Source organism: Hymenobacter yonginensis (assembly GCF_027625995.1).
Classification (GTDB): Bacteria; Bacteroidota; Bacteroidia; order Cytophagales; family Hymenobacteraceae; genus Hymenobacter; species Hymenobacter yonginensis.
Window position 1 is genome coordinate 2,708,062 of the sequence record NZ_CP115396.1, and the last position, 25,731, is coordinate 2,733,792.

Consider the following 25,731-nt stretch of genomic DNA (forward strand, 5'->3'; position numbering starts at 1 on the left):
ACCCCCAGCACGCCTCCGCCGGGCTTACCAACAGGTTATCAATCACTTGCCCTATATAGCAAGAATTCAACGCAGGATAAAAAAATGCACCCTCTACCCCACCCGACCCGGGCAGCGCCGTCGGAGGCCGTGCCGGATCAGGCTCCCGGCGCATCACTTCAGAATCAGGACCAGCGTACCCGCCACTATCAGGCCCGCTCCCAGCCCGGTCTGCCACGTCAGCTTTTCGCCCAGAAACAGCACCGACAGCCCGATGGCCAGCGCCACGCTCAGCTTGTCTACCGGCGCCACCTGCGACACGCTGCCGAGCTGCAACGCCCGGAAGTAAAACATCCACGACAGCCCGGTAGCCAGCCCCGACAGTCCCAGGAACAGCAGATTGGTACGGGTGAGCGTGTGCACTTCGGCCAGCCCACCGCGGAAATACACCACGCCCCAGGCCAGCACCAGCACTACCGCCGTGCGCACCGCCGTAGCCAGGTTGGAGTCGACGCCCCGAATCCCGATTTTAGCCAGCACGGCCGTCAGGGCCGCGAAGAAGGCCGATAGTAACGCGTAGATCCACCACATGACGCCAGCAAAGAAAGTCCAGAGCTTTCTACGCGGCCATCTGCCATTCGTGCAGGCGTATCGGCATCAATAGCAAGGTGTCAAACACGTATTTCTGGCCGATGCGCGGTACGGCCATTTGAGGGCTATTGCAGGTTCCAGACCATACCCATACCCATCCCGCCCCCGGGCTGCCACGTTGGCGTCAGGCTCATGCCTTTGGGCAGGCCCGGCTTGCGGCCCCAGCGGTTGCGGTGCGTGAGGTAGCCTACGTGCGCCGCCAGAATGCCGAAGCCGGCCCCCGCTACCACGTCGCTCTGCCAGTGCTTGTTGTTGATCATGCGCAGGGCCGCCACGCTGGTCGCAATAGTGTAGGCGCCCACCCCGTACCACTGACTTTTGTCGCGGAACTCGGTGTGCACAATGCTTGCGGCCAGAAACGCCTGCGCCGTGTGCCCCGACGGAAACGACTGGTTGTCGGAGCCATCAGGGCGGGGGTTGCGGGTGATATTTTTGACGGCGAAGACCGTTCCGAGCATGAACAGCTCGCTCTTGAGCACCACCAGCCCCACGTTCAGCCGGTCGTTGCGCGACTCCACGCCGGCCAGCGCCACCACGCCCAGCTCCACGTACGGCGCCAGAATCAGGATGTCATCGAGGCGGGTGCGGTAGGTCGGGAACAGGCGTTGAATGTCGCGGCGGGCTTCCTGGTTGGTGTAGAAGCCGCCGCCCCCGGCCGTGTAGGCGCCATAGCCGATCAGCACAGCCGGCACGATGGTGGCTTTCACCAGCTTGCCTTTGTACCAGGGCTGCTTCACGACGGCCGGCACGCCGCCGGGGTTTTCAAACTTGCGGGTAGTGTCGACCGGTACTGGTGCCACTTGGGCTACCGTTTGGGCAAGCGGAGCCGTAGCCAGCGCAGCCACCAGCGCCCAGCGAGAAAAGACTGCTTTCATTGAATACGAAGTAATGCCTGAGGTCTGCTTGAAGTCTGAATCCAGCGCCAGTAGCTGGCTGCGGGCGGGTAAGCCGGCAGGATACGCAACGATTCTGTGGAAACAATAAGTTGCGCCTTCGCCATAACGAAACAACCCCCGCTACCAGCCGGATGGCTATAGCGGGGGTTGCTGAACTAGAGGTGACGAGCGGATTCGAACCGCTGTACGAGGTTTTGCAGACCTCTACCTAGCCGCTCGGTCACGTCACCAGGGCTTTGAGGATGCAAACATACAGCATATTCCGGCTTCTGCCAAGGTTAGGCGCCAGGTTTTCGCAATCAGCGCGGTAAGTGGCTGGCATCGTGCGGAAAATTTTCTACAGACCACCTGCTTTGCAGCTGCCCAATTGGGCAAACACCCGGCCCGGCCCCAAGCCACAGCCGAAGCGCTAGGGCGGCCGGCCACAAAAAAAGGGCCCCAGCTTGCGCCGGGGCCCTTCTTAAGCTAACGGGGGAGAAGCTTAGGCTTTCTCCTCGTTTTTCTTGTCAGCAGCTTCGTCGCTCGACAGGGCGCTTTTCACCGAGTCAACTACGTCACCGGCAACTTCTTTGGCTTTGTCGAGGGCCGCCGAAGCCGCACCCGTTACGCTGGCCAGGATACCACCTTCGGCCGGAGCCTCAGCAGCGTCGGCAGCCTCAGCTTTCGGAGCAGCCTTGCCCGAGAGCTTCTGCTCACCAGCCTGACGCTCGTTGCCCATCATCTTGTCGCGCAGAGCGCTCAGAGCGTCCAGGTCACCGAGGGTCGACTTCTCAGCCGTTGCGGGCTTCTTGAGGTCGCTCAGTTTACCTTCGCCTTGTGCCGAAGCACCGGCAGCGCCGGCTGGCTTCTTCTTCGTGAACTTCGAAGCGCGGCCTTCTTCTTCAGCCTGCTGGTTGTACACAGCGTTGTGCGACAGCACGATGCGGCGATCCTCTTTCGAGAATTCTACCACACGGAAGTCCAGCGATTCGCCGTTTTCAGCCTGCGAGCCATCTTCCTTCTGCAGCGACTTAGGATAGGCGAAGCCTTCGATGCCGTATGGCAGCTCGAGCACGGCACCACGGTCGGTTTTCTCGGTGATGGTGGCTTTGTGAACCGAGCCGGGGGTGAACACCGTCTGGAACGTATCCCATGGGTTTTCTTCCAGCTGCTTGTGGCCCAGGGCCAGACGACGGTTGTTCACGTCGAGCTCCAGTACCACTACGTCCAGACGGTCGCCAACTTTCACGACTTCCGAAGGATGCTTCACTTTCTTGGTCCACGACAGGTCCGACACGTGCACCAGGCCGTCTACACCCTCTTCCAGTTCTACGAACAGGCCGAAGTTGGTCAGGTTGCGCACCAGGCCGTTGTGCTTGCTGCCGATGGCATACTTCTCGGAGAAGTCACCACGAGTCCATGGATCTTCGCTGAGTTGCTTGATGCCGAGGCTCATCTTGCGGTCTTCGCGGTCGAGGGTCAGGATCTGAGCCTCTACTACGTCGCCCTGCTTGATGAAGTCCTGCGGGTTGCGCAGGTGCTGGCTCCAGGACATCTCCGAAACGTGGATCAGGCCTTCTACGCCGGGGATGATTTCCATGAACGCGCCATAGTCAGCTACGTTCACGATGCGGCCTTTCACTTTCGAGCCAACGCCCATGTCGGCGCCGAGCGAATCCCATGGGTGAGGAGTCAGCTGCTTCAGGCCGAGGCTGATACGCTTCTTGGCTTCGTCGAAGTCCAGAACTACGATGTTCAGCTTCTGATCGAGTTGCAGTACTTCGCTCGGGTGAGCGATACGGCCCCACGAAATGTCGGTGATGTGCAGCAGGCCGTCTACGCCGCCGAGGTCGATGAACACACCGAAGTTGGTCATGTTCTTGATAACGCCCTCCAGGATCTGGCCTTTCTCCAGGTTGTTGAGGATGGCTTCGCGCTGCTTCTCGAGGTCTTTCTCGATCAGGACTTTGTGCGAAACTACCACGTTGTCGAAAGCGGCGTTGATTTTCACCACTTTCACTTCCATGCGACGACCAACATAGATGTCGAAGTCACGGATTGGCTTCACGTCGATCTGCGAGCCGGGCAGGAAGGCTTCTACGCCGTCCAGGTCCATGATCAGGCCGCCTTTCGTGCGACGCTTTACTACGCCTTCCAGAACGGTGTCGTTCTCCAGAGCGTCGTAGATGGACTTCCAGGCCTGCTTGATTTTGGCTTTCTTACGGCTCAGGATCAGCTGGCCGTTGGCATCCTCCTGGTCTTCGATGAACACCTCTACCTCGTCACCGATTTTGAGGTCGGTCAGGTCGCGGAATTCCGACAGGGGCACCAAACCATCGGATTTGAAGCCGATGTTCAGGATTACGTCGCGGTCGGTGATGCCTACCACGGTGCCTTTGATTACTTCTTCCTCCTGGACAGTGGTCAGCGTGTCGCTGTACATCTGCTCCATTTCGGCGCGCTGCTCAGCGGTATAGTTACCACCGAAGCCGCTGGCTCCAACGTTGTCCCAGTCGAAATTGTCTACTACTTCTGCCATAGTGTTGTGCAGTGGCCCTCATGTACACGTCCGGCGCAGGGCCCGCCTCCGGAACGCGTTTTTGTTTGATACACAGCGCAAACGCGCCGGCCCACCACCCTGGCGGGGCGGCAAAGATACGGAGTTTGGAGCGAGTTTGTACTGAACACCACCTATATTGAATACCAAATCCTAGTTAAAACAGTCTGTCTTCCAAAATGAAGTTCTCTCTTCTACTCACTCCTATTGTTATTGCTACATTGTCGGGATGCGCCGCGCTAGGCTCGAAATCCAATTTCAACGCATCTGTTCCGATTACCGGTATTACCGACGTTGCGCTGACCACTTCTTCGGTATCGCTGCCTACTGGTGTCTCTGCTCAGCAAGCTGATTCCGTATTCGTGAAGGAGCTAGCCACCAAGCTCGCCACGGCAACTGGTTGGCGCGTCACATACATTGGCGAAGCAGAAGCTGTCTTGAAAAATGCGAACGAGTTCTTTCAGAATAGTAGATACCAAGCTATAGTACATGCCGAACTAATGCTTAAAAGCTATGGCACGCTACGAGGAACGCCGCGTTATAATGCGTGGACAAGACTTCAGATATTCAAAATTCCGGAGAAGCAACTAATAGGTGAAAGTCATTTTAATACCCTGATAGGCAAATCATACGCTTTGCACCCTGAGCTAACATTAGCCATCCAGGACGGTACGACTGGCCTGGTGGCGCCTTGGCAAAAAAGAACTCATCCGACTCAGTAATGAACAGAAAAGGCCTACTGTAGAAGTAGGCCTTTTCTGTTATGATTATGCTGTAGGTGTCAGCTCTACGCCCGGCCCATCTCGCGCAGGTGCGCCACGTGGGAGGCTACGGCGTAGCGCATCTTGGGGTACTCGTTGTACTCCACGCCGAACTCCAAGCAGGCCTGGCGGATGATTTTGTTGAGGGCGGGATAGTGTACGTGCGAGATGGTGGGGAACAGGTGGTGCTCTACCTGGAAGTTGAGGCCGCCTACCAGCCAGCTGATGACTTTGCTATCGGTAGCAAAGTTGGCGGTGGTTTTGATCTGGTGGATGGCCCACTCGTCTTCCAGCTTGTTGGTGATTTCGTGAGGCACGGGGAAGGCCGCGTGCTCGACGGTGTGCGCCAGCTGGAACACGATGCTCATGGTGAAGCCCACTACCGTGGCAAACACTAGGAAGCCCAGAATCCAGGCCACGAAGCCCACGGTGTAGATGGGCAGGGCTACGAACAGGAACAAGTGCAGGGCCTTGAAGCCCCAGAATACGCCCTGGTCGGTGGCCGTCATTTTCTTGATGGGCATCTCCCCGATTTTGCCTTTAAAGTACTTCTGGTAGTCCATGAAGAAAATCCAGGCAATGAAGAGCAGGGCGTAGAAAAACCAGAAGTACAGATGCTGGAACCGGTGGAAACGGTGGCGCGTCTGGGTACTGCTCAGGCGCAGCCAGGGCTGGGCGTCGAGGTCGTCGTCCACGCCATCCACGTTGGTGTACATGTGGTGGATAAGGTTGTGCTTCACGTTCCACATGAAGCTGTTGCCGCCCAGCACGTTCAGGGTGAAGGAGGCAAACTGATTGATCCACTTGGATTTGCTGAACGAGCCGTGGGCGCCGTCGTGCATGACGTTGAAGCCGATGGCCGAGCCGACGAGGCCCAACAGAGCGCATTCGGCCAGTGCCAGCCACGTGGGCGGTGTCAGGAACACGAGGTGCAGATACACGGCCACGAAGGCTACCGTGAGGATGATGGCTTTGGCGAACAGGCGGGAATCGCCGGTGGTGTCTTTGCCGGCTTCGGCGAAGTAGGCGTTGGTGCGAAGCTTCAGCTCTTTATGAAAGGAGCGGGAAGCAGCAAATTTAGGTGCGTGCATGAAGAGCAAGGAATAGAACGTGGTAAATATACCGCTTCATAACCCGCGGCACCCGACGAACGGTCCATATCCCGGGATTATGTACACTTGAGCTTGCAGCTAGGGCCGGGTCACCTCGCCCCCACCCGCTACCGGCAGCCCCGGCCGCAGCAACGGCCGCAGCTCCGCCAATGGCACGAACACCCGGATTTCGCCCTGCGCATACGAGGCTATTTCATACGGTGAGTAAATAAACACGGCTCCACCGCTGGTCAGGAAGACGTTGCGGGTGGCGGGCAGGTGTTTCACGAACAGCGGGCCTTCCAGCGAGGCGCCGGGCGCCAGACCCAGCATACGACGGGCGGCCTGGTCGAGCAGAGCCACCAGCTGGGGCTGTGTGCCGGCCCGGAAGATGTCGTCGTAGCGGAGGCGGCGGCCCGTGCGGGTGTCGAAGGTGGCGGCGCTGGTGCCGTACATGCCGTGCGCGCCGCCGGTGTAGCTGTAGCTGAAATAGCCGATGCTCAGCAGCGGGGCCTGGTTCCAGAGCACGTGCATCAGCTGCTGCTCATCATAGCGGAGGCCGATGCCGAAGGCCGGCGAGGAGGTGTCTCCGGGCTCGGGGCGGCTGCCGGCGGCATCCTGGCGGTAGTCGTCGGTGAATTGCCGGAGGCGCTGCTGCCAGAGCTTCGGCAACGTGGGAGCCGGCTGGGTATCCACGGTATCGGCACGCAGGCCGCGCAACAGATTGTCCTGCAGGGTGCCGGAGGTGCTGGCCGAAGCGGGTAGCACCGCCAGCAGGCGCTGCTGGGCGTAGGGCGTGCCGGGCGTTTCGGGGAAAGCCGCCACGGAATCCTGGAAAAAGCGCGACACCAGCTGGAGGCTACCGGCGGGCCGGGCTTGCCGCAGTTGCACGGGGCGGCCGCCTACGGTGCCCGTAAGCACGCTGCCCTGCTGCCGGAGCCGCCACACGATTGGCTGGCTACCATTAACGCCATGCTCGGGCGCGTAGTCCTGCAACGTGAGGCTGTCGGCGGGGCCGGCCGTGCCGCTCAGGTCGAACGGGTGGCCGTCGGGGCCGGCGTAGCTGGCGGCCAGGCCGCCAAACTCAGTTCCGGCGGGCCACACCTGCAGGTGCAGCGTGATGGTATCGGTGGGCTGGCCGGGCAGCACGCCCCGGTACTGCCGGTACCAGGCGCCCGGCGAGTCGGGCGCGGCGGTGGTGGCGGCAGCAACGTCGGCGGCGGGTTTGCTGTCGGTGGTGGCTTTATCGGAGGAGTTGGGCTGGCAGGCGGCCAGGCCGGCCCCGAGCAGCAGGCCCGCCAGGCGGGCAGCCGGCAAAGCAGAGGAGTGGAAGTAGCGCATCAGGTCAAAGGAAGCACATTCGGCGGCGGCGTACAAAATCTTGGCGAGCCCCTATCCAATGGCCCGATCCGGCGTATGTACAAACATTAATCTCTCAACCACGCCAATCTTACTCGTATGAGCTACATCAAAGCCGGCCAGGACGCCAACGGCAACGACATCAAACTGCACTACACCGACCAGGGCACCGGCCAGCCGGTAGTCCTGATTCATGGCTGGCCCCAGAACCACGAGGCCTGGAACTACCAGCTCGGCGAACTGCCTAAGCACGGCCTGCGCGTGGTGGCCTACACCCGCCGCGGCTTCGGCAACTCCAGCAAGCCGTTTGAAGGCTACGACTACGACACCCTGGCCGACGACCTGAAGGCCGTGCTCGACGAGCTGGACCTGCAGAACGTAACGCTGGTGGGCTTCTCGATGGGCGGCGGCGAAGTGGCCCGCTACATGAGCCGTCACGGTGGGGCCCGCGTAGCCAAAGTGGTATTCGTGTCGGCCGTAACGCCCTTCCTGCTCAAAACTGACGACAACCCCGACGGCGTTGACAAGTCGGTGTTCGAGGACATGACTCAGCAGATGAAAGACGACCGGTTCGGCTTCCTGCAGGCCTTCGGCAAAGACTTCTACGGCGTAAGCACCCTGAGCCACCCCGTCAGCCAGGCCGTGCTCGACTGGTCGTTCAACATGGGCTCGCTGGGCTCGCAGCAGGCCACGCTGGGCTGCGCCAAGGCGTTTGCCGAAACCGACTTCCGCCGCGACCTGGAAACCATCAGCGTGCCCGCGCTGGTCATCCACGGCGACGACGACAAAACGGTTCCGATTAAAAACAGCGGCGACCGGATGAACCAACACCTCAAGCACGCCACGTACGTTACCTACGACGGCGCGCCCCACGGCCTGTTCATCACCGAGAAAGACAAGCTGAACCGCGACCTGATCGACTTTGCCGTCAGCGGCACCGTCCGCAGCGACGACAACCGGTAGCCTACCCGGCTACCGCTTAAGCAAAGGGCCCGGCTTCGTTGGAAGCCGGGCCCTTTGTGTGTTGGGAGGTTAGTTTTTTTCGAGCTGAAAGCTGGTGCGGCGGTTGGCCAGGTCTTCGATGCCGAGCACGTAGGTGTAGCGCCCGATTTCCAGCTTCTTCTCCCCCACGTAGTCCATCGGCTGCCATACCACCGTCTGGCCGTTGATGATGACGCGGGCGTAAGCTAAGCGGTAAGCGCTGGCAAACAGCTTGTAGTCGCTGCTCTGCCCGGGGGCCAGCTGGCTGTAGGTGTTTTTGCCGTCGGAGGTGTCTACGTCCACGCTTTCGAATACGTATGGGCTGGCATTGCGCACCCGAATTCGTACGCCATCGGGCTCGGCATCTTCTTTTTTAGAACAGGCCGCACAGCTCAGGCCCAGGCTCATAATCAACAACCATTTTCTCATAACAGGTAGCAGGTAAGTTCTCCGAAGAGAGCCTGACTACCGCTAAAACAGTTGCATCATCCCGTGCCCGGCCGCCGCCGCCGGCTGGCGCTGGTGCACAAAAAAGCCGGTAGCTGCTGCTACCGGCTCAATGGGTAAGATAGGCGTGCCAGTTCTGGTCGATGGTGCCGGCACTCAGCCTGAGGAACCCGGATAAGGTGGGTTTTTTGGGCTGCTGCCGGATGGTGAGGCCGGCCTCCTGCGGCGTGCGGTGCCCTTTAGCATGGTTGCAGCGGGCGCAGGCCGTGAGCAGGTTGCCCCAGCTGCTGTCGCCGCCGCGGGAGCGGGGCAGCACGTGGTCGAGGGTGAGGTTTTTGGTGGCCCCACAATACTGGCACTCGAAATGGTCGCGCTTCATGATGTTGTGGCGGCTCAGGGCAATGCCTTTGTAGGGCACGCGCACGTAGCGCTGCAACCGGATGATGCTGGGCTTGGGATACGAGGTGCTCACGGTGCGCAATACGCCACTCTCCGACCGGGCTATCATCTCGGCTTTGTCGAGAAACAGCAGGACGAAGGCTTTCTGCACGCTGCACAGCGTTATGGCGGTATAGTCGCCATTCAGGACTAAGACTTTTTGATCCATACGCGCTTGGGGTGGAATCATCGGGTACAGCGAAAGCTAGATGATTCTTAGCGCATTAACAACAGCCCGGAAGTTTAGTTTCCGACACTTCGGGCTGGTTTCCGTTGGCCAGCGGAAGGCGAGCCGCGCGGGTGGGCAGGTGGCAATGGCCTCTTCTACCTAGCGGGCCCATGCGGTACTATTTACGGTTGAATTAGAATAATTCGACCCGATGGCAGTACATTTCTACCTTCTTGAGCGTCTTTATCTTGTCTATTTTCCCAATCTACCGTCTTTGCCTGCAGCAACACGCTGCCCCGGTGTATGCCACTTTTACCTGAACCTTCATCCTGCCGCTTTCCTGAATCAGCTCAACTGCTGTATGAAAACCGTTTCCTGCACCTGGCCATCGACGCGCACCAGCCATGGCTGTATGCCTGCTGGCTGGGCGAAATAGACCATGCCATGCTGTGTGCAGGCGCGGAAACGATAGTACGGACGGTGCGGGAGCACGGCATTGCCAAGCTCCTCAACGACAACCGGCCCCTAACGAACCTACAGATCGACCTGGCGGCCTGGCGCCAGATTGATTACCTCAGCCAACTGCATGCGGCCAGCCTGCACTACATTGCCTGGGTGTACAGCGACTGCGCCCAGATCCGCTTTCTGGTTGATGACTCCCTGGGGAGAAACCGCTGGCCACTCACTCTCACGTTTGAAGAATACGATGTGGCGCTGGACTGGCTCCGCAATGTTGCCTGACTACCTTCCTACTCGGCCAGCAGGCGCTTGATGAGGCGCAGCTTGTGGGTGTACTTCTGCCGGTCGCGGTGGAAGATGCCGTTGTGGTCGAGCGGGTCGATGCGGACTTCGCCGCTGGCGTGCAGAATCTGCTGATCCTCGAGCAGCAGGCCTACGTGTACGATGTTGCCGTCGGCGTTGTCGAAGAAGGCCAGGTCGCCGGGCTGGGTCTGGGCCACGAAGTGCACGGGCTGGCCGAGGTGGATCTGCTGGCGGGCGTCGCGCGGGAGCTGCACCCCAATCAGGCCGTAGAGCTGCTGCATCAGCCCCGAGCAGTCGATGCCGAACAGGCTCTTGCCGCCCCACAGGTAGGGCGCTTTCAGGTACGTGAGGGCCATTTTCTGCAGCAGCCGCAGCCGCTGATCGATGGGGCCGTGCGGGCCGTGGCCGTTCTGCGGGTTGGTGGCCGCCCCGTTGTAGAACATCTGCCGCTCCCCTACGCGCAGGGTCATGCCATCAAAAAACGGCAGCCGTGAGCCCAGCTGCACCGGAATGCGCGTATTGGGGCAGCTCACCATCTGCACCACGTCGAGCGTGCGTGGGTGGTCCTGGGTTTGCCAGGCCGCCAGATACTCCGCACTAACTGGCGTGTGCTGCTTGAGGTCCATCCAGCCCACGTACTGGTCGGCGGTGGTCCGGATCTGGATCCACATGCCCTGGGTGAGCTGAATGGAGTAGCACTCGCCGAAGATGAGCTGGGTAACGATTTCGGCTTTATCGGTGGCCTCAGCGCGCACCGGCACAACGCTCAGCGCGCAGATTCCGTGTTCCAAAGTGGTGGAGTGGTGGGTTAATGGATTCGTGGCTTGATAATACAAAGAACGTCATGCTGAGCGAAGCCGAAGCATCTCTACTGCCAAACTAATTTTTGATTGGCTCACAGTAGAGATGCTTCGGCTTCGCGGACGTCAGATCAGGCATAACACTCTATATACCCAGCGCTAGTAGTCACGGGCGCGGTCCATTTCGCGCTTCTGGTCTTTGGCCTTGAGGTCGTCGCGCTTGTCGTAGAGCTTTTTGCCTTTGGCCAGCGCAATTTCCACCTTGGCAAAGCCCCGGTCGCTGACGTACATGCGCAGCGGGATGATTGTGAGGCCCTGTTCCTGGTTTTTGTGGGCCAGCTGCTTCAGCTCGCGCTTGTTGAGCAGCAGCTTGCGGGCGCGCATGGGCTCGTGGTTGTTGTAGGTGCCCTCGGTGTACTTGGCGATGGTGACCTGGTTGAGCCACAGGCTGCCGTCGGTGTGGAAGGTGCAGAAGCCGTCCTGCAGCTGCACGCTGCCCTCACGGATGCTCTTGATTTCGGTGCCCTGCAGCATGATGCCGGCGTCGTACTTCACCAGGAAAGCGTATTCGTGGCTGGCGCGGCGGTTCTGGATGTTAATGCGCTTGGGCGCGTCGTCTTTTTTGGAAGCCATAGAACGGCAAATGTAGCATAGGCTTTAGCCTGTGCCGGAAAGGAATAAGGGGTTTCTCGCACTGGTACGCAAAGAAGCCGGCGAGCGGCTGACCCGAATGGCCCGGGCCGGCAGGTCGGCGCGGTCACCAGGCCGCGTAGCTTAGGTCGGCAAAAGCTAAAGCGTATGCTGCATGAACGGACGCTACATGAGCTTCAGGCGCGGGTCGGAGCTGACGAGCTGATCGGCGAAGTCGCCGGCCTGGTACTGAAACTCGGCGGTTTTGGCCACCATGCCGGCGTTGTCGGTGCAGAACTGGAAGGCCGGGATGAACACCTGCCATCCCTGGGCGGCGGCCTCGTCCTGCAGCGCCTGCCGCAAACCCGAGTTGGCGGCCACCCCGCCGGCCAGCGCAATCTGGGTCAGGCCCTGGTCGGCGGCGGCGCGGCGCAGCTGGCGCAGCAGCGTCTGGATAATGGTGTACTGGATGCTGGCGCAGAGGTCGGGCAGATTCTGCTGCACGAAATCGGGGTTCTGGGCGGTTTCCTTGCGCAGGAAGTACAGCACCGAGGTTTTCAGACCGCTGAAGCTGAAGTCGTAGCCGGGCATGGCGCCCACCGGGAACGGGAAGCGCGTGGGGTTGCCTTCGCGCGCCAGCTTATCGAGGTGCGGGCCGCCGGGATACGGCAGGCCCAGCAGCTTGGCGGTTTTGTCGAAGGCTTCGCCGGCGGCATCGTCGATGGTCTGGCCGATGATGTCCATTTCCAGCGCCGACTTCACCACCACCAGCTGGGTGTGGCCGCCGCTCACGGTGAGGCACAAAAACGGAAACACCGGCCGCGGCTCCTCGATGAAGTGTGCCAGAATGTGGGCCCGCATGTGGTTGACGGCAATCAGCGGCTTGTTCAGGGCCAGGGCCAGGGTTTTGGCGAACATACCCCCTACTAATAAAGAGCCCAGCAGCCCCGGCCCCTGCGTGAAGGCCACGGCATCGAGGTCTTGCTTGCGGATGCCGGCCTTTTGCAGGGCGGCATTCACCACCGGAATGAGGTGCTGCTGATGGGCGCGTGAGGCCAGCTCGGGCACCACGCCGCCGTATTGCTCGTGTACCTGCTGGGTGGCCACCACGTTGGCCCGGATTTCGCCGGCCACCAGCACGGCTGCGGAAGTGTCGTCGCAGGAAGATTCGATGGCGAGGATGGTAGGCTGCTGCATATAGACAAGGTAGTGCAAGGCGCCGGCTGAGCGAAGCGTTGGACGAAGAAACTGAGCGGTACGGCCGCAACCGGAAGCGGATACCGGGCGCTTCGGCAGACGTAACCGGCCACAAAGTTCGTTAAAACTGCTAACCTGCACCCGCGCTGCTTCGTTGTTGCGGCAACGGTTGCCCGGCCGCCGGCGTCTGTCGGGCAACTGCCAACCCTGTATCTTCGCTCGGATATTCTCTTTCATCTCTGCCCGCCGTGCCCCGTTTCGTCTCCGTTCTGCTGAAAGTGCTGCTGGGCCTCGTGCTGGTGGTGGTGCTGGCCGTGGTGGGGGCGCTGGTGGCCCTGCGCGTGCCCAGCGTGCAGACGCGCCTCGCCCAGAAGGCCGCCCAGGTGCTCACCGACAAGCTGGGCCAGCGCGTGACCGTGGGCCGGGTGGACATCCGCCCGTTTTCGCGGGTGCTGCTGGAAGGCATCCGGGTGCTGGACCGCCGCGGCGACGAGCTGTTCAGCGTAGGCCGCGCCGACGCCGACATTACGCTGTTCAGCGTGCTGAGTCCCGACCGCCTGCACGTGGGCAAGCTCACGCTGGAAGAGCCACGCTTCGCCCTCGTCACCTACAAAGACCGGCCCGACACCACCAACCTCTCCGAGTTTCTGGCGGCCATCAAACGGCTGGTGGGGCCCTCTGATACCACCAAGGCCGGTAAGCCTTTCGATTTCAAGATTGAGGCCATCAGTTTGCGAAACGGGCGCTTTGTGCTGGACCGCCAGGACAAGCCCCGCGAGCCGTACTACGGCCGCTCCATGGACTACGGCCACATGCGCGTGGACAGCATCTACGGCGACTTTTCGCAGATCTGGCTGCGCGGCGACACCATTCACTCCCAGATTGATGGGCTGCGGGCCGTGGATCTGCCTTCCAAAACCCGCCTGCGCGAGCTGACGGCCAACATGACCTACGCCGGCAAGTTCTGGGAATTCGGGGGCCTGAACCTGCGCGTGGGAGGCAGCCAGCTGCACGACTACCTGCGGTTTGAGTACCCGCGCTTCCTGGCCTTTACCAGCTTCAACGACTCGGTGCGGGTGGTGGCGCGCCTGCAGCCCTCGCGCATCTACTCCGACGACATTGCCCTGTTTGCGCCCCAGCCCTTCATGCGCGAGCTGAAGGAAACGGTGCTGGTTGCGGGCGAGGCCAAAGGCTACGTACGCAACTTCACCACCAAAAACCTCGACATCACCTACGGCCGCAACACGCGGGTAGTGGGCAATATCAACGTCGAGGGTTTGCCCAACCTAAAGGAGAGCTTCGTGGAAATGCGCCTGCAGCCTTCGGTGGTGGACGGGCGCGACATCCGCAAGTTCATTCCAGCCTCGGGCTGGCCCTACGTGCAGCGGCTGGGCATCGTGAAGCTGAAAGGCCAGTTTCTGGGCTTCTACAACGACTTTGTGGCCAACGGCTCGTTCCAGACGGCGCTGGGCTCGGTGGTATCTGACGTCAACCTGAAGTTCAAGGATGACCCGCGGTTTTCGTCTTATGAAGGCGACATCCGGACCACGGGCTTTCAGCTGGGCAAGCTGCTGGGGCAGGAAAACGTGGTGCGCGACGTGACCTTCAGCGGCCGGGTGGAAGGCGTGGGCTTCACGCCCGAAGGCGCCCGCCTCACGGCCAACGCCACCGTGCAAAGCATCTGGCTGAACGGCTACCGCTACCGCAACATCACCACCAACGGCCGCTTCAGCCGCGAGTCGTTTACGGGCAAGATTGCCGCCAACGACCCCAACCTGCAGTTCGACGCCGACGGCAGCATCGACCTCAACCGGCAGCGCCAGGCCTTCGACCTGCGGGCCCGCGTGCGCCGCGCCGACCTGCGCGCTCTGGGCCTCACCAAACAAAGCGTAGTGGTGGCCACTACCGCCGACGTGAAGTTCCGGGGCTTGCGCCTCGACGATTTGATCGGGCGGATTCAGCTACGCAAGTCGCGGGTGGGCTACGCCGGCCGCACCGTGGCCGTGGATACGCTGGACGTGGTCAGCTCCCGCACGGCAACCCAGCGCCGGCTGGCGGTCCGCTCGGAGGCACTCAACCTGACGGCCACAGGCAACTTCGATTTCACGGAGGTTATCCGGAGCACGGAGGTGCTGCTGACCGAGTACCGCCTCAACTTCGAGAGCAACGACGCCGCCATTGCCGACTACTACCGCCGCAAGCGCCAGCGCCCCATTCCGGAGTACGCCATCGACCTGGATCTGTACCTGAAAAAGCCCAACCCGCTGTTGCGCCTGTTTATGCCGGGCCTGCAGGTGGCCAACTATTCGCGCATCGACGGCTCGTTTCGCAACGGGCAGACCTCGATTCTGCAGCTGGGCGGCAGCTTCGACACCCTGATTGTGGACAGCGTGCGCACCTACCGCACGGCCTTCGAATTCAACACCTCCAAGCTGCCCTACCGGCCCGAGGTGCTGGCCCAGGCCAACGTCACGTCGGAGCGGCAGGTGCTGCCGGGGCTGGGCCGCACCGAGGGTTTCTACGTGGAAGGCGTGTGGGACCAGGAGCGCATCAACTTCTCTACGGCTCTGGCCCAGACCAACACCACCAACAAGGCCCAGATCAACGGCGCGCTCAGCTTCCTGCCCGACGCGGTGCAGGTGGTGTTCCGGCAGTCGGGCGTGAATCTGCTGGGCAAGGACTGGACGATTGCGCAGGACAACTCGGTTATCATTTCCAAGCAGGGCAAAGAGTTTGATATTCAGAACCTGAGCCTCAGCAACGGGACCCAGAGCGTGAGTGCGCAGGGCTTCATCTCACAGAATCCGGCCAAGGAGCTGCAACTCACGGTGCGCGACCTGGAGCTGGCTACCCTCACGGCCCTCACCTCCCAGAACATGACCGGCCGCGTGAATGCCGCCGGCACCGTGAGCGGCGTGTACGGCCCGCTCTCTATCAGCTCCACGCTCACCGTCGACTCCCTGACGCTGGATAAGGTGCTGATTGGCAACGTGGCCGGCAAAAGCAACTGGGACAACCGCGCCAAGCAGGCCCTCGTGGACCTGGACGTGCTGCGCGACGGTAGCCGCGTAGTGCGCGTGGCGGGCAGCATTGCGCCTTCGCGCGAAAACGAGCAGCTCAACCTCACGGCCACCCTCGATAAAGCGCCCGTGAAGCTGGCCGAGCCGTTTCTGAAGACGCTGTTCAAGGATATTGGCGGCACGGCCGTGGGCACGCTGCGCCTGGCAGGCCGCTTCAGCCAGCCCCACCTCACGGGCACCCTCGATGTGAGCGACGGGCAGCTGACGTTCATCTACCTGGGCACCACCTACACCTTCTCTGACCGAATCCGGTTTGCCGACGACCGGATTGCGCTGCGCGACATCCGGATGAAGGACCCGCTGGGCAACACGGGCGTGATTACGGGCGACATTTTCCACGACGGATTCCAGAATATGCGGCTGGCGCTGGAGGCGTCGTTCCGTAAGCTACTGGTGCTCAACACCACCCGCAAAGACAACGAGCTGTATTTCGGCACGGCCTACGCCACCGGCTCGGCCCGCGTAAATGGGCCCGCCAACAACCTGGTGGTGAACGTGCAGGCCAAGTCGGAGCCCGGTACGCGCCTCTCGCTGCCGCTCGACAATGCCGCCCGCGCCGAAAAAGCCAGCTACATCCGATTCGTCAACCGCAACCTCACCGACACGGCCCGCACCCCGATTCCGGTGGGCGCGCAAGAAAAGGTGGACCTGTCGGGTATCCGGCTGAACATGAACCTGGAAGTGACGCCCGACGCCTACGTGGAGATTCTGCTGGACGAAAGCACCGGCGACGTTATCCGGGGCACGGCCGCCGGGCGGCTGCGCCTCAACATCGACACCCGCGGCGACTTCAACATGTTCGGGCAGATTGAGATTGTGCGCGGGGCCTACAATTTCACGCTGCAGGGCCTGGTGAACAAGGAGTTTGTGGTGCGGCCTGGCGGCACTATTGCCTGGAACGGCGACCCGCTGGCCGGCGAGATGAACGTGACGGCCGCCTACACTCAGCGCACTTCCCTGGCCCCCATTCTGGCCACCAACAACGCCGTGGTGCCCGTAACAGCCGTCATGAACCTGACCGGGCCGCTGCTGCTGCCTGTTATCAAGCTCAATTTGGAGTTCAACGACATTCCGTCGTCGCTGGAAAGCGACCTAGTGCCGTTCCTGTCGTCGTTGCGCAACGACGAGCAGGAGCTGAGTCGGCAGGTGTTCAGTCTGGTGGTGTTCCGGCAGCTGGCCCCGGCGGCTTCCTTGTCGTCGATTACCTCATTTCAGGGGCAGAATAACGCGTTTGGCAACAGCCTGGGCCAGATTATCAGTACCCAGCTTGGCGCCCTCACCTCGCAGCTCGACCCCAACCTGGAAATCAGCTTCAACTTCAACGGGCTTTCAGCGGAACAGCTGCAGGCCCTGCAGGTGCGCCTGAGCTACTCGTTCCTGAACGGGCGGCTGCGTGTGACGCGCGAAGGCGGCTTCAACAACGGCGTGGTGACTGACGCCAATACCGGCACTACCACCACTGTGGCCAACAACTCGTCCATCATCGGCGACCTGACGCTGGAGTACTACCTGCGCGCCGACGGCAAGTTCCGGGCGAAGCTGCGCTACGAAACCACCCCGCGCGACCTGAGCGCCCTGAGCAACGGCCAGAACCAGGCCCGCGCCGGCATCTCGCTGCTGCACACCGAGCAGTTCGACTCGCTCACGGAGCTGTTTGCCCGCAAGCACCTCACGCGCAAGCAGCAGAACGCCCGCAAAGCCCGCGAAGTCCTCAACGTCGACGACGACCCGCGGACGAGTATGTGAATGAATAATGGCAGAACGTCATTCCGAACGCAGTGAGGAATCTCGCCAGTATAGTAAATCACCACACTGGCGAGATTCCTCACTGTGTTCGGAATGACGTTCTTTCTCTGATTTACCTTTGCGCCTTTATTACCTTTGCCCTCTATGGCCCAACCCCGCCCGACCCGCAAGAAGAAGCTAGGCAGCTACCCGCATACGATGGTAGTGTTCAGCATCACGCTGGCGTTGCTGGTTATCGGGCTGTTCGGGCTGCTGCTGATTCATGCGCACAAGCTCTCCAACCTTGTGAAGGAGAACATCGAAATGCAGGTGTACCTGGACCGCGACCTGCCGCCCACCGAGCTGCTGCGGCTGCAGCAGGACTTTGCCCGCAAGCCCTACATCGCGCAGCGCGACGGCCAGGCTCAGGTGCGGTTCCTGAGCAAGGAAGAAGGCGCCAAGCAGTTTATCGAACAGACCGGCGAAGACTTCCAGCAGTTTCTCGGCGACAACCCGCTGCGCGACGCCTACATTCTGAAAATCAACGCCGAATATTCCGATTCGCTGCAGATGGGCCGCATTGAGCGGGAGCTGAAAGCCGAGCCGGGCGTACACGAGGTGCAGTACGTACAGAGCCTCATCAGCTCCATCAACCAGAACGTACGCAAGCTGAGCCTGGTGCTGCTGGGCTTTGCCGTGGTGCTGACATTCGTGGTGACGGTGCTCATCAACAATACCATCAAGCTGGCCCTCTTCTCGCAGCGCTTCCTCATCCGGAGCATGCAGCTGGTGGGCGCTACCTCGTTTTTCATTCAGAGGCCCTTCCTGAACCGCGCCACTTGGCAGGGCCTCGTGAGCGGTATTCTGGCGAGTTTGCTGCTGCTGGCGCTGCTCCAGTACGCCTACCTACAAGTAGCCGACCTGCGTGCCCTCCGCGACGACCGCCTCATCGGGGGCCTGCTGCTGGTGATGGTGGCCCTGGGCTGCGGCATTGGCTTTTTGAGCTCCTACCGCGCCGTGCGCAAGTACTTGGGCATGTCGTTGGATGAGCTTTACTAAATGGCTTAATTGTTTAATTGTTAAATGGTTGAGCCGAACGAAAATAACGAACGTAAATTTCTGCGGCTGGCAGACATTGAGTGTTACCGGATCAGCTTCGCGCTAAGCAATGCGGTGTGGGACTGCGTATTGGCGTGGCCGCCTCTCGCGCAACACACGGTTGGCGAGCAGTTTGTCCGGGCCGTAGACAGTATTTCGGCCAATATTGCGGAAGGTTTTGGGCGGTACAGCAAGAAAGACAAAATCAGATTTTACCGTATTGCACGTGGGTCGCTTTATGAATCCTTGGACTGGAATGAAAAAGCCAGAGTGCGCCAGATTATCACATCAGAAACCTATACCTATCTGTTCACTGAGCTACAACGGCTACCAAAGTCCATCAATTCGCTTATCAAATACACCGACTCTCACCTAACCATTTAACAATTCAACCATTAAGCCATGCAAGAACCCCGCTTCGCCTTCGGGCCCCGCAACTACCGCCTGATGTTCGTGGGCCTGGCCGTGCTGGCGGCCGGCTTCATCACGATGACGCTGGACACCGCCGACTACGGCGAAGGATTCCTGGGCATTACGCTCGGCCCCATTCTCCTGATAGTAGGCTTCCTGATTGAGTTCTGGGCCATTATGGCCAAGCCCGGCGGCCCTGCCCCGGTAGCGCAGGACGCTGCCACCCGCGAAACGCTGGCCCAGCAGCCTACGCCGGCCGCGCCGGCCACATACGTCGCTCCTACCTATAAGCGGTAGTAGCGCCGCAAAGCACTTGCTTTGCGCTTCGTTGAACAGCCTTTTCGGGCCAGTTCTATTTACCTCGTGCAACTAGGCGCGAAGCAGAAGCTTCGCGCTACTTTCTGCCCATGAACTACTGGTACGCCCTGATTCTGGCTATCGTCGAAGGCCTGACGGAATTTCTGCCGGTTTCCAGCACCGGGCACATGATTATCGTGGCCAACCTGCTCGGTATCGGGCAGCTGCCCTTCACCGAAACCTTCATCACCTCTATTCAGCTCGGCGCCATCCTGTCGGTGGTGGTGCTGTACTGGCGGCGCTTTCTGCAGAGCTTCGACTTTTACGTGAAGCTGCTGGTGGCCTTTCTGCCGTTTGGCGTGCTGGGCTTTCTGCTGAAAGACGTTATTCAGGAGCTACTGAAAAGCGTGACGGTGGTGGCCGTATCGTTGGTGGTGGGCGGCGTGATTCTGCTGTTCGTGGACCGCTGGTTTTCGGGCACGCGTAAGGCCGTTACCACGCCCAGCCTGGGCCAGGCGCTGCGCATCGGGCTGTTTCAGTGTCTGGCGCTGGTGCCCGGCGTGAGCCGCTCGGCCGCCACCATCGTGGGCGGCCTGGCCCAGGGCTTCGACCGCCGCTCGGCCGCCGACTTCTCGTTTCTGCTGGCCGTGCCGACTATGGTCGTCATCACGGCCTACCAGCTCTACAAAACCTACAAAGTTGACGCGCCCGGCGTTGAGGACCTCAAGCTGTTGCTGTTCGGCAACGTGGTGGCCTTTATTGTAGGGCTGCTGGCCGTGAAGTCGTTTGTGAATTTCGTGTCGCGCTTCGGCTTCCGGGCGTTCGGCTTCTACCGCATCATCGTGGGCGTCATCATCTTGGTGATGATTGCGCTGGGCATTCCGATGCAGCTGATTTAACTCAGTATAGAGTAGCAAGTAGTGAGTACTGAGTATTCTGACGCGAGTCGGCAACCCTAAATGCGGTGCTAGCACTCAACACCAACTTTTCAGTACCAGCCACCAAATACCGACTACTCAGTACCAAATACTTAATACTCCCTTTGGAAAATCCCCGCTCATTCGACTTTGAAGCCGGCGAAGTACTGCTGATGGACAAGCCGCTCACCTGGACGTCGTTCGACGTGGTGCGCAAGGTGAAGAACACGCTGCGCATCAAGAAGATCGGGCACGCCGGCACCCTCGACCCGCTGGCCACCGGCCTGCTGATTTTGTGCACTGGCAAGAAAACCAAGGAAATCGACCTGATTCAGGCCCAGGAAAAGGAGTACACCGGGACCTTCCGCCTCGGCCAGACCACACCCAGCTTCGACCTGGAAACGCCCGTGGACTCCGAGCTGTCCTACCAGCACCTTACCGAAGACGAAATCCGGGCGGCCACCGCGCAATTTTTAGGGCTGATTACCCAGACGCCGCCGCTGTTTTCGGCGGTGAAGGTGAACGGCGAACGGGCCTACGAAGTGGCCCGCCGCGGCGGTGAAGCCGAAATCAAGAGCAAGCAGGTCACCATCCGCGAGTTTGAATTCACGCGCATTGAGCTGCCCGAGGTGGACTTCCGCGTGACCTGCTCCAAAGGCACCTACATCCGCAGCCTAGCCCGCGACTTTGGCCTGGCCCTGGGCTGCGGCGCCCACCTCACCAAGCTGGTGCGCACCCGCATCGGTGAGTACCGCGTGCAGGACGCGCTGACCATGGAGGATGTGGAAGCCCTGCGCCCGCCGCGCCCCGAAGGCGAAACCGAGCGGCCCCGCCGCCAGCGCCAGCCCCGCCCAGAGCGCCGCGCCGGCCTGGAGTTCTTCTCGGCCAACCAAACCGACACCCCGCCACCCGCCGCCGCCACCGCCGCCACCGAGTAGCTGCGGCGGGCGACGAATGGCAGCCGGCAACCGCGCCGTATTCGCCGTCCGGCAATCAGCGAAACCAATTCCATCAGCGCAAATCAGCGAGTTATGCACGTCATCCACGATCCGGCGCAATTCCCGCACCTCGGCAATGCCGTCGTGACCAGCGGCACCTTTGACGGCGTGCACATCGGGCACCAGCAGATTCTGCGGCGGCTGTGCGAAGTGGCCCGCCACAGCGCCGGCCCGGCCGTGGTTATCACCTACTGGCCCCACCCGCGGCTGGTGCTGGGGCCGCCCCCCTCCCACCCCGAGCTGCTGGAGCTGCGCCTGCTCAGCACCCTGGAAGAGCGGGCCGCCAAGCTGGCCGAGTTCGGCGTCGACTACCTGCTGGTGGTGCCCTTCACCCGGGAGTTTGCGCAGTGGACGTCGGAAGAGTACATCCAGAACATTCTGCTGCGCACGGTGGGCACCCGCAAACTGGTCATCGGCTACGACCACCGTTTCGGCAAAAACCGGGAAGGCGGCTTCGACTACCTCAGCCTACACGCCGACCGATACGGCATGAGCGTGGAGGAAATTCCGCGCGAGGACGTGGACGCCGTGGGCGTGAGCAGCACCCGCATACGGCGGGCCCTGGAAAGCGGCGACGTGGCCACCGCCAACCGCTACCTTGGCTACCCCTACCCGCTGACCGGCCTGGTGGTGAAGGGCCGACAGCTGGGCCGCACCATCGGCTGGCCCACGGCTAATATTGTGTGTGAGGAGCCGCTGAAGCTGATTCCGGCGCGTGGCGTGTACGCCGTGCTGGCCACCACGGCCGCCGGCACCCACCACCCGGCCATGCTCAACATCGGGGTGCGCCCCACCATCGGCGGCGACCTGGCCCAGACCGTGGAGGCACACCTGCTGGACTTCGAGGGCGACCTGTATGACCAGCCCCTGACCGTGCAGTTCGTAGCCCGCCTCCGCGACGAGCAGAAGTTCAACGGCCTCGACGAGCTGAAAACCCAGCTGGCCCTGGACGCCGAAGCAGCGCAGGCGGCGCTTTTGTAGATTTCTCGCAGTGTCTTGCAGTGAAAAAGCGCGGTGTTGCGCAGTGTTCAGGCGTCAGAACACTGCGCAACACCGCGCTTTTTCACTGCGAAACGCTTTACCTTGCCGGCCCAAACCCCACCCAATTCCCCATGATCAATAAAGTAGTAAGCGGCCCGCAGGAAGCCCTGCAGGGCCTGACGGACGGCATGACCCTGATGCTGGGCGGCTTCGGCCTGTGCGGCATCCCCGAAAACAGCATCGAAGAAATCCTGCGCCTGGGCGTGCGCAACCTCACCTGCATCAGCAACAATGCCGGCGTCGACGACTTCGGCATCGGTCGGCTGCTGCAGACCAAGCAGGTGCGCAAGATGATTTCCAGCTACGTGGGCGAAAACGCCGAGTTTGAGCGCCAGCTGCTGAGCGGCGAGCTGGAAGTGGAGCTGATTCCGCAGGGCACGCTGGCCGAGCGCTGCCGGGCCGGCGGCGCGGGCATTCCGGCCTTCTACACCCCGGCCGGCTACGGCACGGAGGTAGGCGAGGGCAAGGAAAGCCGCGAGTTCAATGGCAAGATGTACCTACTCGAAACCGCCCTGCACGCCGATTATGCCTTCGTGAAAGCCTGGCGCGGCGACACGGCCGGCAACCTTATCTTCAAAGGCACGGCCCGCAACTTCAACCCCATGATGGCCACGGCCGGCAAAATCACGGTGGCCGAAGTGGAGGAGCTGGTACCCGCAGGCGAGCTGGACCCCAACCAGATCCACACGCCCGGCATCTTCGTGCAGCGCATTTTTGAAGGCAAAAACTACGAGAAGCGCATCGAGCAGCGCACGGTTCGGCAGGGGTAATGAGGTGATGAAGGGAAACGTAATGAGGTGGCAAAATCCATCCTCAGTTTTCCCGAAACGTCCTTTTCAACCTCATCACTTCATCACCTTTTACCTCATTACCCCATGTTAGATAAACACGGCATTGCCCGGCGCATTGCGCAGGAAGTCCAGAACAACTCCTACGTCAACCTCGGCATCGGCATTCCGACACTGGTGGCCAACTACATTCCCGAAGGCGTCAATGTAGAGCTGCAGAGCGAGAACGGCCTGCTAGGCATGGGCCCCTTCCCCACCGAAGACCAGGTAGACCCCGACCTCATCAACGCCGGCAAGCAGACCGTCACGACGCTACCCGGCTCCAGCATCTTCAGCTCCGCCGACTCGTTCGGCATGATCCGGGGCGAGCATGTGGACCTGACTATCTTGGGAGCCATGGAGGTTTCCGAGAACGGTGACATTGCCAACTGGAAAATCCCCGGCAAGATGGTGAAAGGCATGGGCGGCGCCATGGACCTGGTGGCCTCGGCCAAAAACATCATCGTGGCCATGCAGCACGTGGCCCGCGACGGCAGCAGCAAGCTGCTGCCCGCCTGTACGCTGCCCATCACCGGCCTACGCTGCGTGAAGAAAATCGTGACCGAGCTGGCCGTCATCGACGTGACGCCCGACGGCTTCGTGCTGCGCGAGCGGGCTCCCGGCGTGACCGTGGAGCAGATTCAGGCCGCCACCGCCGGCAAGCTGGTGGTACGCGGTGAAATCCCGGAAATGACGGGCGTGTGAGTTGGGATGAGGTGATGAGGTGATGAGGTGATGAGGTAAGAACGTCATTCCGAGCAGCGCGAGGAATCTCGCCCGCGGGCTACTCCCAAAAAACTCTGCCGCCGGAGAAAACACGTCTGGCTCCCCCTCTCCACGGGAGAGGGGGCCGGGGGGTGAGGCACGCGAGATGCTTCGGCTGCGCCTCTGCATGACGTACCATTCACCTCATCACCCCATCACTTCATCACCTTAAAAAATCACTTCAACCGCCGGAAGGCTTGGGCCATGATGCGCTCGGCGGCTTCCGCCGTGAAATGGCCGAAGTAGCGGCGCAGGTGGGCCAGCGCGGCGGCCGGACTGAGGCCGCCGTTCCGCACGGCGTCGGCGAGGTGGTCGGCCAGCTGGTCGGGGTGGCCGGTGAGGGCCGGAAACTCGTGCTGCAGCTTGTAGCTGGCCAGCACGTTCACGCGCAGCTCGGGCGAGGCGCCCGGCACTTGGGTGAGTAGACGCTCCATCACCAGCTGCACTTCGTCCATGAACAGGGTGCGCACCAGGCCGGGCGGCGCGGGCACCAGCTGGCCGGCCGCCGCTACTAGCAGCACGGCCGCGGGCATATCGGGCTGCCAGCGGCTGGCGTCGGGCGGAGCGCACAGCCAGGCCGTGGGCGGAAACCCGGCGGGCTGAGCAAGCAGACGGCCCAGGGTCTGGAGGCGGCGTTCTTCGGGCGGAAGCATGCCCGCAAGGTACGACGGCGCGCCCGGATGCCACTCAGAACTGCGCATGCGCTATATTGAGGTTTCGCCGTATCTCCCGTCGCTATGCGCTACTGCTACCTTCTGTTACTCGCCGTGTCGGCGCTTACCGCCCAGGCCCAAACCACCACTTCTCCCACGCTCACCCGCGCCGACATGCCGGTGCCTACCGACACGCTGCGCCAGAGCACGGCGGTCGTGCAGCTACCGGCCAGCGCCCCGCCCCTGAGCCGGCGCGGCCCCAACCAAACCTGGAACTACGGCGGCCTGGTGGCTACGGCCCAGAATGTATCGCGCTTCACCGCGGTGCCCGCCCAACCGCTGTATTTATTCACGTTCAACTCGCCGCTGAACCTGCCCAACCGCGCTACGGTGGCCTCGCCCCAAAGCGTGCCGCTGCCGCCCGGCTTCACGCTGCCCATCACCGACCCGTACCAGTTTTTCAACGCCTCGGCGGCCGACTTTCGCTCGGTAGGCTACGGCGGCACGCTGGCCGGCACGGCCGTGCCCGTGACGTATGCCAGCCCCGTGCAGCAGGACATCATCTACCGGTTTCCGCTCAGCTACGCCAGCGCCCCTGATTCCAGCAATTCCTTTTTCAGCATCAGCGTGCCCGGGACCGGCTACCTCAGCCAGAAGCGCAAGCGCGTAAACCGGCCCGACGCCTGGGGCACGCTCACCACGCCTTTCGGCACGTTTGCCACGGTGCGCGTCGTGACGCGCCTCGAAGACCACGACAGCATATCGGTAGGCACCACCAGCCAGGGGTTTGATTTGCCGGTGCGGCGCGAGTACAAGTGGCTAACTCCCGGCCAGCACGTGCCGCTGCTCACCATCACCACCACCCAGGTTGGCGCGCAGGAAGTGGTATCGGGCGTGGAATACCGCGACGTGTACCGCCGCATCGTGCTGAGCACCCGCCCGGCGCTGGCCGCCGCGGCGGTGCAGGTGTACCCCAATCCGGGCACTGCGCAAGGGCCGCTGCAACTAATGCGCACGGAGGCAGGAGCCGCCACCGTCACGGCCACTGACCTTGCTGGGCGGCAGCTGTTCTGCTATGTGCTGCCCCCGGCGGCGCTGCAAACCGAGCTGCCGGCGGCGCTGTTCGGCGGCTTTCGGGGCGTGGCGGTGCTGCGGGTGCAAACGGAAGCCGGCGTGGCCGTGCGGCGCGTGGTGCGGGAGTAGCGCCCCCGCTCCGGGTGGC

At 61.7% G+C, this 25,731-nt stretch carries 24 protein-coding genes and 1 tRNA gene; 13 read left to right on the forward strand and 12 right to left on the reverse strand.

What is annotated here, in order from left to right; translation table 11 throughout:
- Positions 1 to 153 precede the first annotated feature (153 nt).
- From O9Z63_RS11740 to rpsA, 4 genes are all read right to left on the reverse strand, one after another.
- Complete coding sequence (locus O9Z63_RS11740) at positions 154 to 570, reverse strand: EamA family transporter (RefSeq protein WP_270125414.1); 417 nt, start codon at positions 568 to 570, stop codon at positions 154 to 156.
- Between the two features lie 125 nt (positions 571 to 695).
- A complete protein-coding gene (locus tag O9Z63_RS11745) occupies positions 696 to 1,505 on the reverse strand; it encodes a phosphatase PAP2 family protein (protein ID WP_270125415.1) in 810 nt (269 codons plus the stop codon).
- Positions 1,506 to 1,685: 180 nt separating this feature from the next.
- Positions 1,686 to 1,756, reverse strand: a tRNA-Cys gene (locus O9Z63_RS11750).
- Positions 1,757 to 2,007: 251 nt separating this feature from the next.
- Entirely contained in the window at positions 2,008 to 4,044 is a 2,037-nt protein-coding gene (gene rpsA, locus O9Z63_RS11755) for a 30S ribosomal protein S1 (RefSeq protein ID WP_270125416.1), read from the reverse strand.
- Positions 4,045 to 4,241: 197 nt separating this feature from the next.
- Here rpsA and O9Z63_RS11760 point away from each other — a divergent pair, with 197 nt between their 5' ends.
- Complete coding sequence (locus O9Z63_RS11760) at positions 4,242 to 4,784, forward strand: hypothetical protein (protein WP_270125417.1); 543 nt, start codon at positions 4,242 to 4,244, stop codon at positions 4,782 to 4,784.
- A gap of 65 nt (positions 4,785 to 4,849) precedes the next feature.
- On the opposite strand, the gene O9Z63_RS11765 is transcribed toward O9Z63_RS11760, so the two are convergent.
- Complete coding sequence (locus O9Z63_RS11765; RefSeq protein WP_270125418.1) at positions 4,850 to 5,914, reverse strand: fatty acid desaturase family protein; 1,065 nt, start codon at positions 5,912 to 5,914, stop codon at positions 4,850 to 4,852.
- Positions 5,915 to 6,013: 99 nt separating this feature from the next.
- Positions 6,014 to 7,255 carry a DUF3298 and DUF4163 domain-containing protein gene (locus O9Z63_RS11770; RefSeq protein ID WP_270125419.1) on the reverse strand — a complete coding sequence of 414 codons (1,242 nt, stop codon included), beginning with the start codon at positions 7,253 to 7,255 and terminating at the stop codon, positions 6,014 to 6,016.
- A 117-nt stretch (positions 7,256 to 7,372) separates the two neighbouring features.
- On the opposite strand from O9Z63_RS11770, the gene O9Z63_RS11775 reads away from it, so the two are divergent.
- Positions 7,373 to 8,236, forward strand: a complete 864-nt coding sequence (locus O9Z63_RS11775; RefSeq protein WP_270125420.1) for an alpha/beta fold hydrolase — start codon at positions 7,373 to 7,375, stop codon at positions 8,234 to 8,236.
- Between the two features lie 69 nt (positions 8,237 to 8,305).
- On the opposite strand, the gene O9Z63_RS11780 is transcribed toward O9Z63_RS11775, so the two are convergent.
- A complete protein-coding gene (locus tag O9Z63_RS11780) occupies positions 8,306 to 8,683 on the reverse strand; it encodes a hypothetical protein (RefSeq protein WP_270125421.1) in 378 nt (125 codons plus the stop codon).
- Between the two features lie 127 nt (positions 8,684 to 8,810).
- Positions 8,811 to 9,308 (reverse strand): HNH endonuclease, encoded by a 498-nt coding sequence (locus tag O9Z63_RS11785; protein WP_270125422.1) that lies wholly within the window; start codon positions 9,306 to 9,308, stop codon positions 8,811 to 8,813.
- Between the two features lie 303 nt (positions 9,309 to 9,611).
- Between O9Z63_RS11785 and O9Z63_RS11790 the strand changes: the two genes are divergently transcribed.
- Complete coding sequence (locus O9Z63_RS11790) at positions 9,612 to 10,049, forward strand: hypothetical protein (protein WP_270125423.1); 438 nt, start codon at positions 9,612 to 9,614, stop codon at positions 10,047 to 10,049.
- Between the two features lie 8 nt (positions 10,050 to 10,057).
- On the opposite strand, the gene O9Z63_RS11795 is transcribed toward O9Z63_RS11790, so the two are convergent.
- The 3 genes from O9Z63_RS11795 to tsaD all read right to left on the reverse strand — a co-directional run bounded on the left by O9Z63_RS11795 (position 10,058) and on the right by tsaD (position 12,697).
- Complete coding sequence (locus O9Z63_RS11795) at positions 10,058 to 10,861, reverse strand: C40 family peptidase (protein WP_270125424.1); 804 nt, start codon at positions 10,859 to 10,861, stop codon at positions 10,058 to 10,060.
- A gap of 168 nt (positions 10,862 to 11,029) precedes the next feature.
- Positions 11,030 to 11,503, reverse strand: coding sequence for an SsrA-binding protein SmpB (smpB, locus tag O9Z63_RS11800; protein WP_044016675.1), 474 nt, complete (start codon positions 11,501 to 11,503; stop codon positions 11,030 to 11,032).
- 183 nt (positions 11,504 to 11,686) lie between these two features.
- Positions 11,687 to 12,697, reverse strand: a complete 1,011-nt coding sequence (gene tsaD / locus O9Z63_RS11805) for a tRNA (adenosine(37)-N6)-threonylcarbamoyltransferase complex transferase subunit TsaD (RefSeq protein WP_270125425.1) — start codon at positions 12,695 to 12,697, stop codon at positions 11,687 to 11,689.
- A gap of 248 nt (positions 12,698 to 12,945) precedes the next feature.
- Between tsaD and O9Z63_RS11810 the strand changes: the two genes are divergently transcribed.
- The 9 genes from O9Z63_RS11810 (at position 12,946) to O9Z63_RS11850 (ending at position 23,796) form a co-directional block, all read left to right on the forward strand.
- Positions 12,946 to 17,523, forward strand: a complete 4,578-nt coding sequence (locus O9Z63_RS11810; protein ID WP_270125426.1) for a translocation/assembly module TamB domain-containing protein — start codon at positions 12,946 to 12,948, stop codon at positions 17,521 to 17,523.
- A 144-nt stretch (positions 17,524 to 17,667) separates the two neighbouring features.
- Positions 17,668 to 18,561 carry a cell division protein FtsX gene (locus tag O9Z63_RS11815; RefSeq protein WP_270125427.1) on the forward strand — a complete coding sequence of 298 codons (894 nt, stop codon included), beginning with the start codon at positions 17,668 to 17,670 and terminating at the stop codon, positions 18,559 to 18,561.
- 24 nt (positions 18,562 to 18,585) lie between these two features.
- Positions 18,586 to 18,984, forward strand: a complete 399-nt coding sequence (locus O9Z63_RS11820; RefSeq protein ID WP_270125428.1) for a four helix bundle protein — start codon at positions 18,586 to 18,588, stop codon at positions 18,982 to 18,984.
- Positions 18,985 to 19,002: 18 nt separating this feature from the next.
- The gene (locus O9Z63_RS11825; RefSeq protein WP_270125429.1) at positions 19,003 to 19,308 is read left to right on the forward strand and encodes a DUF3098 domain-containing protein; all 306 of its coding nucleotides are present in this window, start codon (positions 19,003 to 19,005) and stop codon (positions 19,306 to 19,308) included.
- A 110-nt stretch (positions 19,309 to 19,418) separates the two neighbouring features.
- Entirely contained in the window at positions 19,419 to 20,207 is a 789-nt protein-coding gene (locus tag O9Z63_RS11830) for an undecaprenyl-diphosphate phosphatase (protein WP_270125430.1), read from the forward strand.
- Positions 20,208 to 20,350: 143 nt separating this feature from the next.
- Positions 20,351 to 21,163, forward strand: a complete 813-nt coding sequence (gene truB, locus O9Z63_RS11835) for a tRNA pseudouridine(55) synthase TruB (RefSeq protein ID WP_333490313.1) — start codon at positions 20,351 to 20,353, stop codon at positions 21,161 to 21,163.
- A gap of 93 nt (positions 21,164 to 21,256) precedes the next feature.
- Positions 21,257 to 22,204, forward strand: a complete 948-nt coding sequence (locus tag O9Z63_RS11840; RefSeq protein WP_270125431.1) for a bifunctional riboflavin kinase/FAD synthetase — start codon at positions 21,257 to 21,259, stop codon at positions 22,202 to 22,204.
- A 131-nt stretch (positions 22,205 to 22,335) separates the two neighbouring features.
- Positions 22,336 to 23,034: a CoA transferase subunit A gene (locus tag O9Z63_RS11845; RefSeq protein ID WP_044016666.1), complete on the forward strand. Its 699-nt coding sequence runs from the start codon at positions 22,336 to 22,338 to the stop codon at positions 23,032 to 23,034.
- Positions 23,035 to 23,139: 105 nt separating this feature from the next.
- On the forward strand, positions 23,140 to 23,796 hold the full coding sequence (locus tag O9Z63_RS11850; protein WP_270125432.1) for a CoA transferase subunit B: 657 nt from the start codon (positions 23,140 to 23,142) through the stop codon (positions 23,794 to 23,796).
- A gap of 236 nt (positions 23,797 to 24,032) precedes the next feature.
- On the opposite strand, the gene O9Z63_RS11855 is transcribed toward O9Z63_RS11850, so the two are convergent.
- On the reverse strand, positions 24,033 to 24,509 hold the full coding sequence (locus O9Z63_RS11855; protein WP_270125433.1) for a hypothetical protein: 477 nt from the start codon (positions 24,507 to 24,509) through the stop codon (positions 24,033 to 24,035).
- A gap of 84 nt (positions 24,510 to 24,593) precedes the next feature.
- Between O9Z63_RS11855 and O9Z63_RS11860 the strand changes: the two genes are divergently transcribed.
- Positions 24,594 to 25,712: a hypothetical protein gene (locus O9Z63_RS11860; RefSeq protein ID WP_270125434.1), complete on the forward strand. Its 1,119-nt coding sequence runs from the start codon at positions 24,594 to 24,596 to the stop codon at positions 25,710 to 25,712.
- Positions 25,713 to 25,731 lie beyond the last annotated feature (19 nt).

What these genes read in the sequence shown, in the direction of transcription:
- O9Z63_RS11740 (WP_270125414.1), bottom strand. Translation starts at nt 570, where the DNA reads ATGTGGTGGATCTACGCGTTACTATCGGCCTTCTTCGCGGCCCTGACG.
- O9Z63_RS11745 (WP_270125415.1), bottom strand. Translation starts at nt 1,505, where the DNA reads ATGAAAGCAGTCTTTTCTCGCTGGGCGCTGGTGGCTGCGCTGGCTACG.
- rpsA (WP_270125416.1), bottom strand. Translation starts at nt 4,044, where the DNA reads ATGGCAGAAGTAGTAGACAATTTCGACTGGGACAACGTTGGAGCCAGC.
- O9Z63_RS11760 (WP_270125417.1), top strand. Translation starts at nt 4,242, where the DNA reads ATGAAGTTCTCTCTTCTACTCACTCCTATTGTTATTGCTACATTGTCG.
- O9Z63_RS11765 (WP_270125418.1), bottom strand. Translation starts at nt 5,914, where the DNA reads ATGCACGCACCTAAATTTGCTGCTTCCCGCTCCTTTCATAAAGAGCTG.
- O9Z63_RS11770 (WP_270125419.1), bottom strand. Translation starts at nt 7,255, where the DNA reads ATGCGCTACTTCCACTCCTCTGCTTTGCCGGCTGCCCGCCTGGCGGGC.
- O9Z63_RS11775 (WP_270125420.1), top strand. Translation starts at nt 7,373, where the DNA reads ATGAGCTACATCAAAGCCGGCCAGGACGCCAACGGCAACGACATCAAA.
- O9Z63_RS11780 (WP_270125421.1), bottom strand. Translation starts at nt 8,683, where the DNA reads ATGAGAAAATGGTTGTTGATTATGAGCCTGGGCCTGAGCTGTGCGGCC.
- O9Z63_RS11785 (WP_270125422.1), bottom strand. Translation starts at nt 9,308, where the DNA reads ATGGATCAAAAAGTCTTAGTCCTGAATGGCGACTATACCGCCATAACG.
- O9Z63_RS11790 (WP_270125423.1), top strand. Translation starts at nt 9,612, where the DNA reads ATGCCACTTTTACCTGAACCTTCATCCTGCCGCTTTCCTGAATCAGCT.
- smpB (WP_044016675.1), bottom strand. Translation starts at nt 11,503, where the DNA reads ATGGCTTCCAAAAAAGACGACGCGCCCAAGCGCATTAACATCCAGAAC.
- tsaD (WP_270125425.1), bottom strand. Translation starts at nt 12,697, where the DNA reads ATGCAGCAGCCTACCATCCTCGCCATCGAATCTTCCTGCGACGACACT.
- O9Z63_RS11815 (WP_270125427.1), top strand. Translation starts at nt 17,668, where the DNA reads ATGGCCCAACCCCGCCCGACCCGCAAGAAGAAGCTAGGCAGCTACCCG.
- O9Z63_RS11820 (WP_270125428.1), top strand. Translation starts at nt 18,586, where the DNA reads ATGGTTGAGCCGAACGAAAATAACGAACGTAAATTTCTGCGGCTGGCA.
- O9Z63_RS11825 (WP_270125429.1), top strand. Translation starts at nt 19,003, where the DNA reads ATGCAAGAACCCCGCTTCGCCTTCGGGCCCCGCAACTACCGCCTGATG.
- O9Z63_RS11830 (WP_270125430.1), top strand. Translation starts at nt 19,419, where the DNA reads ATGAACTACTGGTACGCCCTGATTCTGGCTATCGTCGAAGGCCTGACG.
- O9Z63_RS11840 (WP_270125431.1), top strand. Translation starts at nt 21,257, where the DNA reads ATGCACGTCATCCACGATCCGGCGCAATTCCCGCACCTCGGCAATGCC.
- O9Z63_RS11845 (WP_044016666.1), top strand. Translation starts at nt 22,336, where the DNA reads ATGATCAATAAAGTAGTAAGCGGCCCGCAGGAAGCCCTGCAGGGCCTG.
- O9Z63_RS11850 (WP_270125432.1), top strand. Translation starts at nt 23,140, where the DNA reads ATGTTAGATAAACACGGCATTGCCCGGCGCATTGCGCAGGAAGTCCAG.
- O9Z63_RS11855 (WP_270125433.1), bottom strand. Translation starts at nt 24,509, where the DNA reads ATGCTTCCGCCCGAAGAACGCCGCCTCCAGACCCTGGGCCGTCTGCTT.
- O9Z63_RS11860 (WP_270125434.1), top strand. Translation starts at nt 24,594, where the DNA reads ATGCGCTACTGCTACCTTCTGTTACTCGCCGTGTCGGCGCTTACCGCC.